The sequence below is a fragment of the Kitasatospora sp. NPDC059648 genome (assembly GCF_042734825.1).
GTDB lineage: Bacteria > Actinomycetota > Actinomycetes > Streptomycetales > Streptomycetaceae > Kitasatospora.
The window spans coordinates 127104-144197 of record NZ_JBHWDU010000001.1; the positions used below are offsets into that span (position 1 = coordinate 127104).

Annotated in this window: 14 protein-coding genes; 10 read left to right on the forward strand and 4 right to left on the reverse strand. The window is 73.8% G+C overall.

Annotated features, from left to right (window positions below; translation table 11 throughout):
- Positions 1–376 precede the first annotated feature (376 nt).
- Positions 377–1666, forward strand: coding sequence for an MFS transporter (locus ACFV1W_RS00635; protein ID WP_380411874.1), 1290 nt, complete (start codon positions 377–379; stop codon positions 1664–1666).
- 63 nt (positions 1667–1729) lie between these two features.
- On the opposite strand, the gene ACFV1W_RS00640 is transcribed toward ACFV1W_RS00635, so the two are convergent.
- A complete protein-coding gene (locus tag ACFV1W_RS00640; RefSeq protein ID WP_380411490.1) occupies positions 1730–2248 on the reverse strand; it encodes a GNAT family N-acetyltransferase in 519 nt (172 codons plus the stop codon).
- Positions 2249–2294: 46 nt separating this feature from the next.
- Here ACFV1W_RS00640 and thpR point away from each other — a divergent pair, with 46 nt between their 5' ends.
- On the forward strand, positions 2295–2891 hold the full coding sequence (gene thpR, locus ACFV1W_RS00645; RefSeq protein ID WP_380411491.1) for an RNA 2',3'-cyclic phosphodiesterase: 597 nt from the start codon (positions 2295–2297) through the stop codon (positions 2889–2891).
- 103 nt (positions 2892–2994) lie between these two features.
- Here thpR and ACFV1W_RS00650 read toward each other — a convergent pair whose 3' ends face one another.
- A complete protein-coding gene (locus ACFV1W_RS00650; RefSeq protein WP_380411493.1) occupies positions 2995–3585 on the reverse strand; it encodes a TetR/AcrR family transcriptional regulator in 591 nt (196 codons plus the stop codon).
- An 83-nt stretch (positions 3586–3668) separates the two neighbouring features.
- Here ACFV1W_RS00650 and ACFV1W_RS00655 point away from each other — a divergent pair, with 83 nt between their 5' ends.
- Entirely contained in the window at positions 3669–4448 is a 780-nt protein-coding gene (locus ACFV1W_RS00655) for an SDR family oxidoreductase (protein WP_380411495.1), read from the forward strand.
- Positions 4449–4666: 218 nt separating this feature from the next.
- On the opposite strand, the gene serC is transcribed toward ACFV1W_RS00655, so the two are convergent.
- On the reverse strand, positions 4667–5785 hold the full coding sequence (serC, locus tag ACFV1W_RS00660) for a phosphoserine transaminase (protein WP_380411497.1): 1119 nt from the start codon (positions 5783–5785) through the stop codon (positions 4667–4669).
- Between the two features lie 161 nt (positions 5786–5946).
- On the reverse strand, positions 5947–7047 hold the full coding sequence (locus ACFV1W_RS00665) for a citrate synthase 2 (RefSeq protein WP_030287104.1): 1101 nt from the start codon (positions 7045–7047) through the stop codon (positions 5947–5949).
- Between the two features lie 416 nt (positions 7048–7463).
- On the opposite strand from ACFV1W_RS00665, the gene pdxH reads away from it, so the two are divergent.
- The 7 genes from pdxH (at position 7464) to fxsA (ACFV1W_RS00700) (ending at position 17091) form a co-directional block, all read left to right on the forward strand.
- Positions 7464–8096 carry a pyridoxamine 5'-phosphate oxidase gene (gene pdxH / locus ACFV1W_RS00670; protein WP_380411876.1) on the forward strand — a complete coding sequence of 211 codons (633 nt, stop codon included), beginning with the start codon at positions 7464–7466 and terminating at the stop codon, positions 8094–8096.
- A 167-nt stretch (positions 8097–8263) separates the two neighbouring features.
- On the forward strand, positions 8264–8458 hold the full coding sequence (fxsA, locus tag ACFV1W_RS00675; RefSeq protein WP_380411500.1) for an FxSxx-COOH cyclophane-containing RiPP peptide: 195 nt from the start codon (positions 8264–8266) through the stop codon (positions 8456–8458).
- Between the two features lie 143 nt (positions 8459–8601).
- Complete coding sequence (locus ACFV1W_RS00680) at positions 8602–9996, forward strand: TIR-like protein FxsC (RefSeq protein WP_380411503.1); 1395 nt, start codon at positions 8602–8604, stop codon at positions 9994–9996.
- Positions 9993–14006, forward strand: a complete 4014-nt coding sequence (gene fxsT, locus ACFV1W_RS00685) for an FxSxx-COOH system tetratricopeptide repeat protein (protein ID WP_380411505.1) — start codon at positions 9993–9995, stop codon at positions 14004–14006. The genes ACFV1W_RS00680 and fxsT overlap by 4 nt, the downstream gene beginning before the upstream one ends.
- A 43-nt stretch (positions 14007–14049) precedes the next feature.
- Complete coding sequence (locus ACFV1W_RS00690) at positions 14050–15219, forward strand: FxsB family cyclophane-forming radical SAM/SPASM peptide maturase (RefSeq protein WP_380411508.1); 1170 nt, start codon at positions 14050–14052, stop codon at positions 15217–15219.
- Positions 15220–15456: 237 nt separating this feature from the next.
- Positions 15457–16566 carry an aKG-HExxH-type peptide beta-hydroxylase gene (locus ACFV1W_RS00695; RefSeq protein WP_380411511.1) on the forward strand — a complete coding sequence of 370 codons (1110 nt, stop codon included), beginning with the start codon at positions 15457–15459 and terminating at the stop codon, positions 16564–16566.
- 339 nt (positions 16567–16905) lie between these two features.
- Positions 16906–17091, forward strand: a complete 186-nt coding sequence (gene fxsA, locus ACFV1W_RS00700; protein WP_033347760.1) for an FxSxx-COOH cyclophane-containing RiPP peptide — start codon at positions 16906–16908, stop codon at positions 17089–17091.
- Positions 17092–17094 lie beyond the last annotated feature (3 nt).

Sequence of the window (17094 nt, forward strand, 5' to 3'; positions counted from 1 at the left end):
GTGTTTCAGCCCCCCCAACACGCCGCCCTCCAACCCCTCGTCCCGCGCGCCGCGCCCCCCCCCGCCTCCCCCCCCGCCGCGAGGGGAGACCACCGTGACACCGCCGGCCGCAGCCAGCGCCGCCGCCATCCGTACCGACGACCCGACCACCGACCCCGCCGCGGACAGCACCGCGGCCGCCGACGCCCAGGCCTCCGCCCCCAGCGGTCTGCCCGGCAGCGGCGACGACGACCCCGACGAACGCACCGCGGCGGACCCCGCCGCTCAGCGCCGAACCCGTTCGCCCCGCCCGTCGCCCACCACCACCCGTTCGGCGACGAACTCCGTTCGGCCCCACTCGTCTCCCACGGGAGCCGAGTTCACCCGGCCGCGGGGGATGTTCTCCTCCCTGCGCGTTCGCAACTACCGCTACTACTTCGCCGGCCAGGTGGTGTCCAACACCGGCACCTGGATGCAGCGGATCGCCCAGGACTGGCTGGTCCTGAGCCTCACCGGCAGCCCGCTCGCGGTCGGCATCACCACCGCCATGCAGTTCCTGCCGATGCTGTTGCTCGGGCTGTTCGGCGGCGTGCTCGCGGACCGGATGCCCAAGCGCCGGCTGCTGATCTACACCCAGGGCACCATGGGCCTGCTCGCCGCGGGCCTGGCCGTACTGACCATCGGCGACGTCGTGACGCCGTACTACGTGTACGCCTTCGCGCTGCTGCTCGGCCTGGTCACCGTGGTCGACAACCCGACCCGGCAGGCCTTCGTCTCCGAGATGGTCGGGCCCAAGGACCTCGCCAACGCCGTCAGCCTGAACGCCGCCAACTTCCAGACCGCCCGCCTGGTCGGCCCCGCCGTCGCGGGCCTGCTGATCGCCGCGGTCGGCAGCGGCTGGGCGTTCGCCGTCAACGCGCTGTCCTTCGCCGCCGTGATCGGCGGCCTGCTCGCGATGCGGGAGGGCGAACTGCGCCCGACCGAGCCGATCGCCCGCGAGAAGGGCCAGCTGCGCGAGGGCCTGCGCTACGTGAAGGAGCGGCCCGAGCTGCTCTGGCCGATGGTGCTGGCCGGGTTCATCGGCACCTTCGGGTTCAACTTCCCGACGCTGCTGTCCGGGTTCGCGTACGACACCTTCGAGGTGGGCGCCAGCCAGTACGGCATACTCAACACCGCGATGGCGGTCGGCTCGCTGGCCGGCGCGCTGCTCGCCGCCCGCCGGGGCGCGCCCCGGCTGCGCCGACTGGTCGGTGCGGCGCTGGCCTTCGGCACCCTGGAGGTCGCCGCGGCCTTCGCACCCGACTACTGGACCTTCGCGCTGCTGCTGACGCTGATCGGGGTCTTCGGGCTGAGCTTCAACACCTCGGTCAACTCCACCCTGCAGCTGGCCACCGACCCGGAGATGCGCGGTCGGGTGATGGGCCTGCTGGTGCTGGTCTTCACCGGCGGCACGCCGATCGGCGCCCCGGTGGTCGGTTGGGTCACCGCCTCGTACGGGCCCCGGCTCGGCCTGCTGGCCTGCGGCGTGGTCTCCGCGCTGGCGGCCGCCGCGGTCGGCCTGGTGCTGGCCCGCAGTGCGGACCTGCGGGTGCGGTTCGACCTGCACCCCGGTCGCGGCGGTCGGGTGGTGGCCTTCGTGCCGCGCGCCGCCGCGGCCGCCAAGGGCGAGCTGATCCCCGCCTGCTGACGATGCGCCGGGGAGCCCCGGAAGTGGACTTCGGGGTTCCCCGGCGGTGCGTCAAGTGCGGTGTCAGAGGCGGATTTCGAGCACCTGGCCGGGCCAGGTGCCGGCGGGCTGCTCGACCTCGAAGCCCACGGTCTCGGTGAAGCCGAGCGCCCGGTACCGGCCGACCAGCTTGCGGTCGGCGCCGGCGTAGCAGTCCACCCGCAGCAGGCCGATGCCGCGACGGCGGGCCTCCTCGACCGCGTCGGCGATCAGCGCGGCGCCGATGCCGGAGCCCTTGCGGCTGCGGTCGGTGACCAGGTTGCGGACGTAGAGCTCGCGCTCGTCCACGGCGGGGATGTACTTGCCGCGCTCTTCGGACAGCACGCAGCAGCCGACCGTACGGCCTTCGCCGTCCACCGCGAGGCGGATCAGGAACGGCTCGGCGGCGTACTGCTCGATGTGCTCCACCCGGGCCGGATCGGTGGAGAACGGCTGGTCGCCCCACTGCCCGGTGCGGTCCTGGGCGGCCAGCCAGGAGACGGCGCCGTCGAGCAGGGACAGGATGTCGGGGACGTCCGCGAGGCCCCCGGTGCGGATCTTCATGGACAGCCGTTCTACCTGAAACGGCCGATCGGGGGAAGATTGGTCCATGAGGCTGTTTGTGGCGGTACTGCCGCCGGTCGCGGCGTTGCAGGGGCTCTCGGACGCGGTCGCGCCGGTGCGCGGGCTGCCCGGGGCGGACCGGTTGCGCTGGACCACGGTCGAGGGCTGGCACCTCACCCTGGCCTTCCTCGGGGAGGTCGCCGAGGACCGGCTGACGGAGCTGACGACGGGCCTGGCCGCAGTCGCCGAGGCGACCCCGGCGCACCGCCTGCGACTCGCGGGGGCCGGGCGGTTCGGCGACCGGGTGCTCTGGGCCGGGGTCGGAGGGCAGACCTGGGCGCTGCGACGGCTCGCCGAGGCCGTGTACGGGGCCACTGAGGACATCACCGGCGAGGTGGACGCGTTCGGCTTCCACCCGCACCTGACGCTGGCCCGTGCCGGTTCCGCGCGCGGGCGGCGGCGGGCCGAGCGGCGGGCGTCGGCGGCCGAGGTGGAGGCGATGGTGGCCGCGCTGGCCGGGTACCGGGGGCCGGACTGGGAGGCCGCCGAACTGCACCTGATGCGGAGCGATCAGGGCGACGGCGGCCCCCACTACGAGTCGGTGCGCGCCTGGTCGCTGGCGCGCTGGGCGGCGTACCCGTAACGGGCGGTCGCGGCCGGGGTCCGCGGTCGCAGGCCCTGGCGGAGGGGCTCGGGCCGCGCGGTCGGATCCCCCCGCCTGGTCGGGCGTGCGGCGCGGTCGGGGACTACGGCCAGGCGCGCATCGCGGCGGCGGCGACCCGTTCCAGCTCCGTCCGGCCCGCGCCGTCCCGGGCCCGCAGCGTCATGCCCTGGACGACCGTCGCGATGAACTGCGCCAGGGCCGCCGGATCGGTGTCGGCGGGCTCCAGTCCTGCGGCGACGTCGGCGCGGATCCGGGACTCCAGGTCCCGCGCGGCGGCCTCGCGCTCCTTGCGAAGGGCCTCGACCACCTCGGGCGAGGTGCAGTTGACCGTGGCGGCGACCAGCAGGCAGCCCCACGGGTGGTCCGGCTCGGTGAGCACGAAGGCGGCCTCGCGCAGCATCCGGGCGACGCCCGCCCGGGCCGTCGGCTCCTCGGCGTAGGCGCGCGCGGGGTAGGCGCCGTACGTCTCCCGGTAGTGGGCCACGACCTCGGCGAAGAGGGTGCGCTTGTCGCCGAAGGCGGCGTACAGGCTGGGCGGGCGGATGCCCATGGCGGCGGTGAGGTCGGCCACCGAGGTGGCCTCGTAGCCGCGCTCCCAGAACAGGCGCAGGGCCCGGTCAAGGGCCGCCTCGCGGTCGAAGGAGCGGGGGCGCCCGCGCGTCGTACTAGCCATGGCCAGATTCTATATCGACCACTACAGAACGCGTGCTACGGTTCGTTTTATAGTGACCGCTACACAAATGAAGGGGCGTGGACATGGGCGCGCTGGCAGGGAAGACGGCACTGGTGACGGGCGGCAGCCGGGGCATCGGGCGGGGCATCGCCGAGCGGCTCGGCCGGGACGGCGCGCTGGTCGCCGTGCACTACGGCCGCGACGCGGGGGCGGCCGAGGAGGTCGTGCGGACGATCGGGGAGGCGGGTGGTCGGGCCTTCGCGATCGGTGCCGAACTGGGCGTCGCCGGGGACGCCGAGGCGCTGTGGGCGGCCTTCGACCAGGGCCTGGCCGAGCACGGCGGGGGAGCCGAAGGGCTGGACGTGCTGGTCAACAACGCCGGCACCGGGCTGTTCGGGCGGATCGGCGAGGTGGCCGGGTCGGCCTTCGACCAGGTGTTCGCCGTGAACACCAGGGCGCCGTTCTTCATCGTCCAGCGGGGCCTGGACCGGCTGCGGGTCGGCGGCCGGATCGTCAACGTCTCCTCCGGCGGCACCCGGGTGGCCTTCCCGGAGGCGATCGCCTACGCGATGACCAAGGGTGCGCTGGAGGCCTTCACGCTGGCCCTGGCGGAGGAGCTCGGGCCGCGCGGGATCACCGTGAACTCGGTGCGCCCCGGAGTCGTCCCGACCGACATCAACCCCTGGCTGGCGGATCCGGTGGCGCGGGAGCGGACGGCCGGCCTGTCGGCGCTGAAGCGGGTCGCCGAGGTGTCCGACATCGCCGACGTCGTGGCCTTCCTGGCCTCACCGGACTCCCGCTGGATCACCGGCCAGCACCTCGACGCCACCGGCGGGGCGGCCCTCGGTGTCAACCTGCTGTGAGCCGCAGGTACGCTCGATGACCGTGGATCCCAAGACTCGTATGCGCATCGTCTCCGGCACCCTGGTGCTGCTGCTGGCCGTCGTGCTGATCGGCGCCCTGGTCGGCAAGTAGGCCGACCGGGGCGGGACGGCGAGGCCGGACGGCGGCGCGGCGGCCGGGAACGACTGAGGGCCACCGCCCGCAGGCGGTGGCCCTCAGTCGTTCCGAAAGGGAGCCGTCAGAGCTGCTCGACCACGTAGTCGATGCAGTGGGTGAGCGCCTCGACGTCCGCCGGGTCGATCGCCGGGAACATCGCGATGCGCAGCTGGTTGCGGCCCAGCTTGCGGTACGGCTCGGTGTCCACGATGCCGTTGGCACGCAGTGCCTTGGCGACCGCGGCGGCGTCCACCGACTCGTCGAAGTCGATGGTGCCGACCACCTGGGAGCGCTCGGCCGGGTTCGCCACGAACGGGCTCGCGAAGGAGGACTTCTCGGCCCAGGCGTACAGCCGGGACGAGGAATCAGCCGTACGGGCGACGGCCCAGTCCAGCCCGCCGTTGCCGTTCAGCCACTCCAGCTGGTCGGCCAGCAGGAACAGGGTGGCGATCGACGGGGTGTTGTACGTCTGGTCCTTCGACGAGTTGTCGATGGCCGTCGGCAGCGAGAAGAACGGCGGGATGTACCGGCCGGAGCCGGCGATCTCCGCGGCGCGCTCCAGGGCGGCCGGGGAGAAGGTGGCCAGCCACAGGCCGCCCTCGGAGGCGAAGGACTTCTGCGGGGCGAAGTAGTAGACGTCGGTCTCGGTGATGTCGACCGGCAGGCCGCCGGCGCCCGAGGTGGCGTCCACCAGCACCAGCGAGCCCTCGTCGGCGCCGACCGGGCGCCGGATCGGCATCGCGACGCCGGTCGAGGTCTCGTTGTGGGTGAGGCCGTAGACGTCCACGCCCGCCTCGGCGACCGGCAGCGGGTGGGTGCCCGGGGCGGTCTTGATCACCGTCGGCTCGGCCAGCCACGGGGCGGCCTTGACCGAGGAGGCGAACTTCGAGGAGAACTCGCCGAAGTCCAGGTGCTGGGACTTCTCCCGCACCAGGCCGAAGGCGGCGATGTCCCAGAAGGCGGTGGAGCCGCCGTTGCCGAGGACGACTTCGTAGCCCTCCGGCAGCGAGAAGAGGCTGCTCACGCCCTCGCGCACGCGCTTGACCAGGTTCTTGACCGGGGCCTGGCGGTGGGAGGTGCCGAGCAGCGAGGTCTGGGTGGCGGCGAGGGCACTCAGGGCCTCGGGGCGCACCTTGGACGGTCCGCAGCCGAAACGGCCGTCTGCGGGCTTGATGTCAGCGGGGATCTGGATCTGAGCCACGCGGGCAGCCTACCGGCCGGGGGCCCTGCGGGGTACGGTCGTCCGCCCGCTGAGACTGTGATCTTGGCAGCCCGGAGGTGTGCGAACAGCGGGCCCGGCCGGAGCCGGACCCGCTGGTCAGGGGCGTTTTCGCGATCGGATGCCCGGTGCGTTCAGCGCCTTCAGTGGGCGATGGCGTCCCAGCCCTCGATCTCCTCGGGGCGGCGCGGGCCGGGGCCGATGTAGCGCGCGGAGGGGCGCACGAGGCGACCGGTGCGCTTCTGCTCCAGGATGTGCGCCGACCAGCCCGCGGTGCGCGCGCAGGTGAACATCGAGGTGAACATGTGCGCCGGGACCTCGGCGAAGTCCAGCATGATCGCGGCCCAGAACTCGACGTTGGTGGCGAGCACCCGGTCGGGGCGGCGGGCGTGCAGCTCCTCCAGCGCGGCCTTCTCCAGCGCCTCGGCGACCTCGAAGCGCGGCGCGCCGAGCTCCTTGGCGGTGCGGCGCAGCACGCGGGCGCGCGGGTCCTCGGCGCGGTAGACGCGGTGGCCGAAGCCCATCAGGCGCTCGCCCTTGTCCAGCGCGTTCTTGACCCACTTGACGGCGTCGCCGGTGCGCTCGATCTCCTCGATCATGCCGAGCACGCGGGAGGGGGCGCCGCCGTGCAGCGGGCCGGACATCGCGCCGACCGCGCCGGAGAGCGCGGCCGCGACGTCGGCGCCGGTGGAGGCGATGACCCGGGCGGTGAAGGTGGAGGCGTTCATGCCGTGCTCGGCGGCCGAGGTCCAGTAGGCGTCGACGGCCTTGACGTGCTTCGGGTCCGGCTCGCCGCGCCAGCGGATCATGAAGCGCTCGACGACCGTCTCGGCCTTGTCGATCTCGCTCTGCGGGACCATCGGCAGGCCCTGGCCGCGGGCGGACTGGGCGACGTACGACAGCGCCATCACGGCGGCGCGGGCGAGGTCGTCGCGGGCCTGCTCGGCGGAGATGTCGAGCAGCGGCTTGAGGCCCCAGACCGGGGCCAGCATGGCGAGCGCGGACTGGACGTCGACCCGGATGTCGCCGGAGTGGACCGGGATCGGGAACGGCTCGGCGGCCGGCAGGCCGGGGTTGAACTTGCCGTCCACGAGCAGGCCCCAGACGTGGCCGAAGGAGACGTGGCCGACCAGGTCGTCGATGTCGACACCGCGGTACCGCAGGGCGCCGCCTTCACGGTCGGGTTCGGCGATCTCGCTCTCGAACGCGACGACTCCCTCAAGCCCGGGTACGAAATCGGACATGCGACGGCTCCTTCAGTTCTGCGATCGGCGCTCCGCCGTGGTGGGGCGGCTCGCCAGTGACCGAATCGTGGTTGGCACTCGGTGCCAGAGTGACAGGCACGGGGTGCATTGCGCCATACACCACCGCGGTGATGTTTCCCGTGGGACTGTTCGACCTTTCCGCCGGGGGCCGGTCGTGCCCGGGGGATCGCCGGAACCAAACGCCCGGTTCCGGACAATTCCCCGTACGGCGGGCGGCCGAGCGGTGGCGAGTCACCATATCTCCGACCGGGGTTTGTCCGAGGTAGCGGTGCCGGTTGCTTGTCGTACGGGATGATGTTGGCGTGCAGACCCCGGAACGCGCCCAGCCGACGCCCCTGAGCCCCGCCACCCGGACCCTGGCCGACGCGGCCAGCCCCGGCCCGGACCTCGCCGTGATGCGCAAGCACTACACCCACGAGGGCCTGGCCGAGGAGCAGCTCGCGTCCGAGCCGATCGCCCAGTTCACCCGCTGGTTCCTGGAGGCGGACGGCGCCGGGGTGGTGGAGCCCAACGCCATGGTGCTCTCCACCGCGGACGCCCAGGGCCGGCCCAGCTCGCGCACCGTGCTGCTCAAGGGCTACGACGCGCGCGGCTTCGTGTTCTTCACCAACTACGGCTCCCGCAAGGGCGCCGAGCTGGCCGTCAACCCGTACGCCGGGCTGCTCTTCCCGTGGATCGCGCTGGCCCGCCAGGTGATCGTCCAGGGCCGGGTCGAGAAGGTCGGCCGGGACGAGACCGCCGCCTACTTCCGCACCCGCCCGCACGGCTCCCAGCTCGGCGCCTGGGCCAGCGAGCAGTCCAGCCCGGTCAGCGGCCGCGACGTCCTCGAACAGCGCTACGCCGACCTTGAGCGCCGCTACCCCGAGGGCGAGGGCGTGCCCGTCCCGCCGTTCTGGGGCGGCTACCGGGTCGTCCCGGAGAGCGTCGAGTTCTGGCAGGGCCGGGAGAACCGTCTGCACGACCGCCTGCGCTACCTCGCCGACCCGGCCGCCCCGACGGGCTGGCGGGTGGAGCGGCTCTGTCCGTGACCGCGGGGCGGCCGCGGCCGCCCGTACCGCATCCGGGCGCGGCGAGCGCGGTATCTGACGTACCGTCACCGTTTTGTGTAGAATGTGCGCGTCGTGGACCGGGGTCGATTCCATTTCGACCACCGGCCCGCTGTGCCGGCGTGATCGAGCGAGGGACTAAGGGACTGATGAGCGCCACCGGTGCGGAAACCGCCGCGGGACTCGGCTCCGACCTGGTCGACGTCGCCGCCCTGCCGCTCGGCGAGCTCGACGCCCTTCCCGACACCGTCCTCGGCGACCTGCTGCGCCGGGTCGTGGCGGATGCCCTGACCCCCGGGGCGGAGCCGCTCGCCGCCTTCCAGTCGGCGCTCGAACTCCGCTGACCGGCCGCCGACGGGGCCGCTGACCGCCGGTTAAACCCCGGGTAGCCGCAAAATCACCAACTCCCGCCCCTGCCGGTGCAGTTCACGACATGCTGGGTAAGAAACCAGCGCCGTCACGGCACCGTCGGGCTCGGGGGGAACAGGTGAGTGAACGGGAACAGCAGCGGCCGTACTTCTTCTTCAGCTACGCGCGTCGGGACTTCGAGGCGGGGGACGCCTTCGTCGACCAGTTCTTCAACGACCTGAGGGACGAACTCGGACGCATCCTCGGACCGGCCGTCCAGGCCGACGAACTCGCCTTCCGGGACACCGAACGGCTGCGTCTGGGCGACGAGTGGGCCGAGAAGCTGGCGCTCATGCTCGGCCGCAGCCGGACCATGGTCGCGCTCTACTCCCCGGCCTACTTCGCCAGCCTGTACTGCGGCAAGGAGTGGACGGCGTTCCGCGGCAGGGTCCGGCGCCACCACGAGGAGACCGGGGAGCTGGTCTCGGCGCTGATACCGGTGCTCTGGGAGCCGGTCGCGTCCGGCGAGCTGGTCACCGAGGTAACCAAGATCCAGTGGGCTCAGCCCGACATGGGGGACGCCTACGCCCGGCACGGCCTGCGCGCCCTGCTGCGCACCGCCCAGCAGGACGCCTACCGGCAGGTCGTCCGGGTGGTCGCCGGGCGGATCCGGGACGCGGCTGTGCGGCGCCTCTCCGAACTGCCCGAGTTCGACCTCGACGCCGTCCGCGGCTACTTCCCCGGACCGGCCGCGCCGGTGGCCACCACCGAGCCCGGCATGGTGCGGCTGTTCATCGCCGCGGGCCGGGCCTCGGAGGCCGCCGCCGAGGGCGGCTCGTACGCGGGCGGCTGGTACGGGGCCAAGCCCTGGCACTGGGCGCCGTTCTTCCCGCCCGCCCAGCCGTCGGTGGCCTCCCGCGCCCAGCAGGTGATCACCAACGCCGGGCACACCACCACGCTGGAGGAGATCGGCGCCGGGCTCGGCGAGAAGCTCGACCAGGCCCGCGAGGACAGCCAGGTCAGCGTGCTGCTGGTGGACCCGTGGGCGGCCGGGAGCGAGCGCTACCGGGCCGCCCTGCGCGAGTACGACGACCAGAACCACCCGGTCACCGGCGTCGTGGTGCCGATCGGCGGCAACGACCCGGACGGGGAGCGCGAAGCGCCGTGGGTGGGCGTGCGCGGAGTGTTCCGCCGCAACTGGTTGCGCCGGCGTGATCCGGAGCAGTTGTTCCGGGTGAAAGTGAGCCGGGAGAGCTTCGACAGCGACCTCGCCATCATGGTGACGGTCGCTCAGAACAAGCTCATGGACGACAACCTGGATTGGGGGGACGATGGCGGCGACGCCTTCGGCCTCGGCCCTGGCGGCGGCCCTGACATGCCCGGGCTGACCATCCCGGCCGGCCCGCCCGGTCCCTCCGGTCCGCCGCCCGGCCCGTCCGCGGGCCGCGGCCCGGGCCCGACACCGAACGACATGCCGGGCCAGCGCCCGGGCAGCCACGACGGCTCTGTCCCGCTGAGGGGAGACGGACGATGAACACTGAGGCCGGCGCGGAGCCGGGACGCGGCGGACCGGGTTCGGTCGTCACGTTCTACTCGTTCAAGGGCGGCACCGGCCGGACCATGGCGCTCGCCAACGTCGGCTGGATCCTCGCCAGCCGGGGCCTGCGCGTCCTGGTGGTCGACTGGGACCTGGAGGCGCCCGGCCTCCACCGCTACTACCACCCGCTGCTGGTCGACCCCGAACTCCACTCCACCGACGGGCTGATCGACCTGCTGCGCTCCTACGTCAAGCAGGCGCTGCCCTCCGCCGCCGGGCCGACCGGCCGCCCCCCGGCCGCCTGGCTGGACGAGCCGGGGCGGCTCGACGGCTACATCTGCGGCCTCGCCCTCGACCTGCCCGCCGGCGCCCGGCTCGACTTCCTGCCCGCCGGGCGGCAGAACGCCGCCTACGCGGCCGCCGTCACCAGCTTCAACTGGCGCAGCTTCTACCACGGCCGGGACATCCGCGGCGGCGAGTTCCTGCGCGAGCTGCGCGAACGCTGGGCCCGCAGCTACGACTACGTGCTCATCGACAGCCGCACCGGCGTCAGCGACACCTCCGGCATCTGCACCGTGCTGATGCCCGACACCGTGGTCGACTGCTTCACCTTCAGCGCCCAGAACATCCGCGGCGGCGTCGACGCCGCCCGGGCCATCGCCGAGGCCGAGGAACGTGCCATCCGCGTCCTGCCGGTGCCGATGCGGGTCGAGGACGCCGAGCAGGAACGCCTCGAAGCCGGCCGGGACTACGCCCGGGAGGCCTTCGCCCCCTACCTCGGTCGCTGGCTGCCCGGGGACCGCCGGGCCGCCTACTGGGCCGACGTCGAGGTGCCGTACAAGCCGTTCTACGCGTACGAGGAGGTGCCGGCGACCGTCGCCGACCGGCCGCAGGAGGCGCGCAGCCTGCTCAACGCCTTCGAGCGGCTGGCCGAGTGGATCACCGACGGGCGGGTCCGCTCGCTGCGCCCGCTCAGCTCCGAGGCCCGCCGCCGGCTCTACGGCGCCTACCTGCGCTCCGCCCGGGCGGTGCCCCGCCAGGTCTTCGTCAGCTACGCGCCCGAGGACCGGATGTGGGCCGAGTGGGCGGCCGGCACTCTCACCCGCTTCGGCTACCAGACCTCCCTGCACAACGCCGCCGAGCCGCACGGCGGCCAGCGGCCGCCCGAGGTCGCCGGGCCGCTCGACGGCCAGGGCCGGCTGCTCGCGCTGCTCTCGCCCGAGTACACCGCCCTGCCCCGCGCCGCCGAGGTCTGGCAGCTCCTCCAGGGCCGCGAACTCCCCTCCGGGGCATCGGCGTTGGTCGCCCTGCGGCTCCAGGACTCGGACGAGCCGGTGCCCCGCCCGTTCGTCGGCCAGGCGGTGCCCGACCTGATCCGCTCCTCCGCGACCGGCGCTGAGGCCCAGCTGTACGGCGAACTCGGCCCGCCGCCCGGCAGCAACCGCCAGTTCGACTCCGACAGCGGCGAGTTCCTCGCCCCGGCGCGCTTCCCAGGCACCGCTCCGCAGGTCCAGGAGGCGCCCTCGCGCAACGCCGCCTTCATCGGCCGCGGCAAGCTGCTCGAACTGCTCCGCAACCGCTTCACCGGCGGACCGGCCGCAGTCCTCAGCCAGGTCCTCTACGGCTTCGGCGGCGCCGGGAAGTCCCAGATCGCCGCCGAGTACGCGCACCGCTTCAAGTCGGCCTACGACGTCATCTGGTGGGTGCCCGCCGAGGAGCCCGCCAACATCCCGCAGAAGCTCGCCGAACTCGCCCCCCGGCTCGGCGTGCCCACCAGCGACGACGTCGCCCACACCGCCGCCGCCGTCCTCGACTCGCTGCGCCGCGGCCACCCGTACCGCCGCTGGCTGCTGGTCTTCGACAACGCCGGCACCCCCGAGGAACTCGCCCCCTGGCAGCCCGGCGGGGGCTCCGGCGGCCACGTGCTGATCACCTCGCGCAACCAGGGCTGGGCCCGGCACGCCGGCCTGGTCGAGGTCGACGTCTTCCTGCGGGAGGAGAGCATCCGGCTGCTGCGCCGCTTCAACGGCGGCCTCTCCCCGGAGGACGCCGACCAGGTCGCCCACCGCCTCGGCGACCTCCCGCTCGCCGTGGGCCAGGCCGCCGTGTGGCTGCAGGAGACGTCGATGCCGATCGCCACCTACCTCGAACTGCTCGACGGCGAGCTCACCGAGATGCTGGAGCGCACCCGGCTGCGCCCCGCCGAGTACCCCCACTCCGCCGCCGCCACCTGGCGCATCTCGGTCGAGGAACTGCGCCGGATGAACGCCCCCGCCGCCCAGATCCTGGAGATCTGCGCCTTCTTCGGGCCGGACGCCATCCCGATGCGGCTGCTCTACAGCCGGGCCGTCACCCGCGCCCTGCGGCTGCCCCCGCGCGCGCCCCGCGACAAGCTCGCGATCGGCGAGTTCCTGCGTGCCATCAACCGGTTCGGGCTCGCCCGCACCGACCAGGGCAGCGAGACCATCACCGTGCACCGGCTCGTCCAGGCCGTGCTCCGGGACCAGGTCGAGGAGGGGCGGCGGGCCGAGCTGAGCGGCGTCGTGCACGCGGCCCTGGCCACCGCCAACCCCGGCGACCCGGACATCCCCGCCAACTGGGCCGAGTACGCCGAACTCCTGCCCCACCTCTGGCCGTCCGGCGCGCTCGACAGCTCGGACGAGGACGTCCGGCAGTGGATCATCGACTCGGTCCGCTACCAGTGGAAGCGCAGCCTCCACGAGTCTGGCCGGGAACTGGCCGAACGGACCCTGGAGCACTGGCGCGAGGACGGCTACGGCGGGCCCGGCTTCGACGCCGACAACGACGCCCAGACGCTGATGCTGCGCACCCAGCTGAGCAACATCCGCCGCTCCCAGGGCGCCCTCCAGGAGGCGTACGAGATGGACCGGGACATCCTGGAGCGGTTCACCGCCACCCTGGGCCCGGAGCACTCGCACACCCTCGCCGTCGCCAACAGCCTCGGCGCCGACCTGCGCTTCCTCGGCCGCTACGACGAGGCCCGCACGCTCGACCGCAGGACCCTGGACGCGGCCCGGCGCACCCTCGGCCCGGACCACCCGCGCACCCTGATGATCACCAACAACCTCGCCGTCTCCGACTACCTGGCCGGCGACCGCCGCGCCGCCCTGGAGCGGCACCGCAGCAACTACCTCCAGCAGCGCGAGGCCCTCGGCGCGCACAGCCTGTACGCGCTGTCCTCCGCCTCCAACTACGCGCGCGACCTGCGCGAGACCGGGCGGCTGCGGGAGGCGCTGGACCTGCTGGAGGAGACCGTCCGGATCTACCAGCAGACCATCGGCGACAACCACACCGACACGCTGCGGGCCCGCAAGAACCTCGCCGTGGCGCTGCGCCGGGCCGGGCGCTACCACGAGGCCCTGGAGATCGACGAGGACATCTACCAGCGCTACCTGGACATCAACGGTCCCGAGCACCCGGACACCCTGGCCGCCGCCACCAACCTGGCCAGCGACCTCAACGCCCTCGGCGACACGGACCGGGCCATCCCGCTGGCCGAACGGGCGCTCGCGCGCTACCGCGACTACCTGGGCGAGGACCACCCGGTCACGCTGGCCGGGGCCAACAACCTCTCGGTCTACCTCCGGCTGGCCGGGCGGCTCGCGGAGGCCCGGGAGCTGTCCGCGCGCACGCTCGCGCAGTTCCGGTCCGTCCTCGGCGCGCACCACCTCTACATCCCGATCGCGATGATGAACCACGCGAACGATCTGGCGGTGGGCGGCGAGATTCGGGCCGCGCTCGCCCTGGAACTGGAGGCGGCGCCGCTGATGACCGAGGCGCTCGGCCCCGACCACTACGACTCCATCGGCATCAACTCCAACCTGGCGCTGAGCCTGGCGGCGGTCGGCGAGGGCGAGCGGGCCGCCGACCTGCGGGCGGACTGCATCCGGCGGGCCCGGGTGACGCTGGGCGAGGAGCACCCGACCACGGTCGCGGTGAAGGCGGGGACGCGGCTCGACTCGGACGTGGAGCCCCCGCACGTGTGACGGGCGGTCAGCGAATCCGCCGGGCGGTGCTAGGTTCACGCGCATGGTGCCGTTCCGGCAGTTCCTGCTGAAGATCCACAGCCGTTGCAACCTGGCCTGCGACTACTGCTACATGTACGAGGGCGCCGACCAGAGCTGGCGCGCCCGGCCCCGGCGAATGGAGCTGGCGACCGTGCGCCGCACCGCCCGGCGGATCGCGGAGCACGCGGCCGAGCAGGGGCTGGACGAGGTCTCCGTGGTGCTGCACGGCGGCGAGCCGCTGCTCGTTGGGCCGGCCCATCTGGACGCCGTGTTGGCCGAATTGGCCGGCGCCGGACCGCAGGTGCGGTTCAGCCTGCAGACCAACGGGCTGCGGCTGCTGGACCAGCCGGCCCTGCTCGACGTGCTGCACCGCTACCGGGTCGGCGTGGCGGTCTCGCTGGACGGCACCCGGGTCGACCACGACCGGCACCGGCGGCTGCCCTCCGGCGCGGGCAGCTGGGAGCGGACCGCGGCGGCGGTGCGACTGCTCGGCTCGGACCGGCACCGGGAGCTGTTCGCCGGCCTGCTGTGCGTCGTCGACCTGGCCGCGGACCCGGTCGCCACCTACGAGGCGCTGCTGGAGTTCGGGCCGCCCCGGCTCGACCTGCTGCTGCCGCACGCCACCTGGCAGGAGCCGCCGACGGGCGTCCGGCGGTCCGTGCCGTGCTCGGTGCCCTCCGGCGTCGACCCCGCGCCCTACGGGGAGTGGCTGACCGCCGCCTTCGACCGCTGGTACGACGCGCCGTACCGGGAGACCGGGGTGCGGCTGTTCGAGGAGCTGTCCGTGCTGCTGCTCGGCGGCCGGGCGGCCAGCGAGGCGGTGGGGCTGGCGCCGGTGGACCTGGTGGTGGTCGAGGCGGACGGCACGCTCGAGCAGGCCGACAGTCTCAAGGTGGCGTACGACGGGGCCGCCGGGACGGGCCTGGACGTGTGGCGGCACGGCTTCGCGGAGGCGGCCGCGCACCCGGCGTTCCGGGCCCGCCAGCGGGGCCTCTCCGGGCTCGGGCCGGTGTGCGCGGCCTGTCCGCTGGTCCGGGTCTGCGGTGGGGGCCTCTACGCCCACCGCTGGGCGGGGGACGGTTTCGCCCACCCGTCGGTGTACTGCGCGGACATGGACCGGCTGATCCGGCACATCGCGGGGCGGCTGCGCGCCGGGGTGGCGGAGCTGGCCGGGGCGGGGTCGCGGCGGTAGGGGCTCTCGGTGCCGCGGTGCCCGGGCGCCGGGCTGCTGCGTCGGGGCGCTCCGGGGCGGGGCCCGCGGGCGGCGCTCACCCGTCCGGGTCATGCGTGGGCCCGGACCGGCTGAGCCTGCGCCGCGCGGGGAGACTGCGGGTGGGCCGGACGGGTGGTCCGTCCGGCTGTCCAGGGCGTTCGGGCTTTCGGGCTTTCGGATTCACGGGCTTTCGGGCTTTCGGGAGAGGACGGACCGGTGACGGGTACGGGCGAGGCGGTGGCGGCCGGGGTGCCGGGTGCGCGCGGGGTGCGGGGGAACGGCGGGGACGGCCTGCCCCGGCACGCCATAAACCGGGCCACCTTCCGGGCGATCGCGGGCGCGCGCGGCGGCCCGGAGGCCGTCCGGCTGCTGCGCGCCGGGCAGTTGAGCAAGCGGGCCCTGCTGCTGCTGGCGCTGCGCCGGGAGGCTCCCCAGGACGAGGGCTTCCGGAAGGCCTACGACGAGCTGTGCGCGCTCCAGCGGACCGACCGGGCGCGCTGGGAAGAGGTGCTGCTGCGGCCGGAGCTGGACGCCTGGGCGGCCGACTGCCTGCGGGCGCTGTCGCTCGGACCGGCGGTGCCGCTCGGGCTGGAAGGGCCGCCGGACGGGCTGGGCGGGCCGGACGGCCTGGGCGGGTTCCTGCGGTCCGGCGCCGGGCCGGTGTTCGACCTGGAGTGCGACGGGCTGCGGTGGGCGCCGGTGGTCGACCACCTCGGGCCGCACCGGGTGGACTACGGACGGCCTCCGGCCGGCCCGCTGTCATCGGGCGAACTCGGGCGCTGGGAGGAGCAGTTGGCGGCGGCCTGGAAAGTCCTGGTGCGCCGCCACCGCCGGCACGCGGAGGCGGTGGCGGCCTGCGTCGCCGTCGTGGTGCCGCTGAACCCGGCGCCGGGTGGCGAGGTCGTCAGCGCCGCCGCCCGCCGGGCGTACGGGGCGGTGGCGACCTCGCTGCCGGGCGATCCGGTGCTGCTGGCGCTGGCCCTGGTGCACGAGTTCCTGCACGTCCAACTCGGCGCCCTGCTGGACCTCGTGCCGCTGCACCGGCCGAACGGTCCGGCGGTCTACCACGCCCCCTGGCGGCCCGATCTCCGCCCGGCCGGCGCGCTGCTCCAGGGGACGTACGCGCACCTGGGTGTGGCGTCCTTCTGGAGCGCCGAGGCGGCCGCGGGGGTGAGTGAACCGGCGCGTGCGGAAAGGGAGTGCGTCCACTGGCGGGCGCACACCCTGGCGGCGGCTGGGACTCTGCTGGAATGCGGTGAACTCACGGTGGCCGGACGGGAGTTCACCGAAGAGCTGGCTCGGTCCGTTCGCGAGTTGAGGGGCTGAGGAGGCTCACCCCGGCCCGGGAAATCCGTCGACCGGGCAATCGGCCCGGCGGTTTCGGGAGCGCTATTGCTCCTGTGGTGCGCGTCCGTGGGAGGAGCGGCCGAAGGGCCCGAACGCCTGCTCCGGCCACCGCGCTTCGGCGCGCGCCATGGGGAAGTGCGCGACCGCCGAACGGGTGAATTCCGGGCCTCTCACGCGCTGTGCTATGGCGTTGACTGGCTGGGCGGACCAACTTGGGGAGACAAGGTGCCGCGCGGAGTCCTCGCGGGCACTACATTGGTCGCAACCGGGTGGCCTACCCGCACTCGGTAGGTCCTAACCGCGCCTAAGGAAACGAATATGACTCCGGTAACCAGCACCAGGCCGGCCGGCAACCTCACTGACACTCAGGAGACGCCGGAACGCCCGTCCCTCGCCGAGCTCGCCGCCCTGGGTGCGGAGGAACTCGCCTCCCGGCTGCAGCGCGCCCTGCCCGGCGCGGAGTCCGGCCGCGTGCCGGTCGCGGCCTTCAACTCCTCGATCTGAACC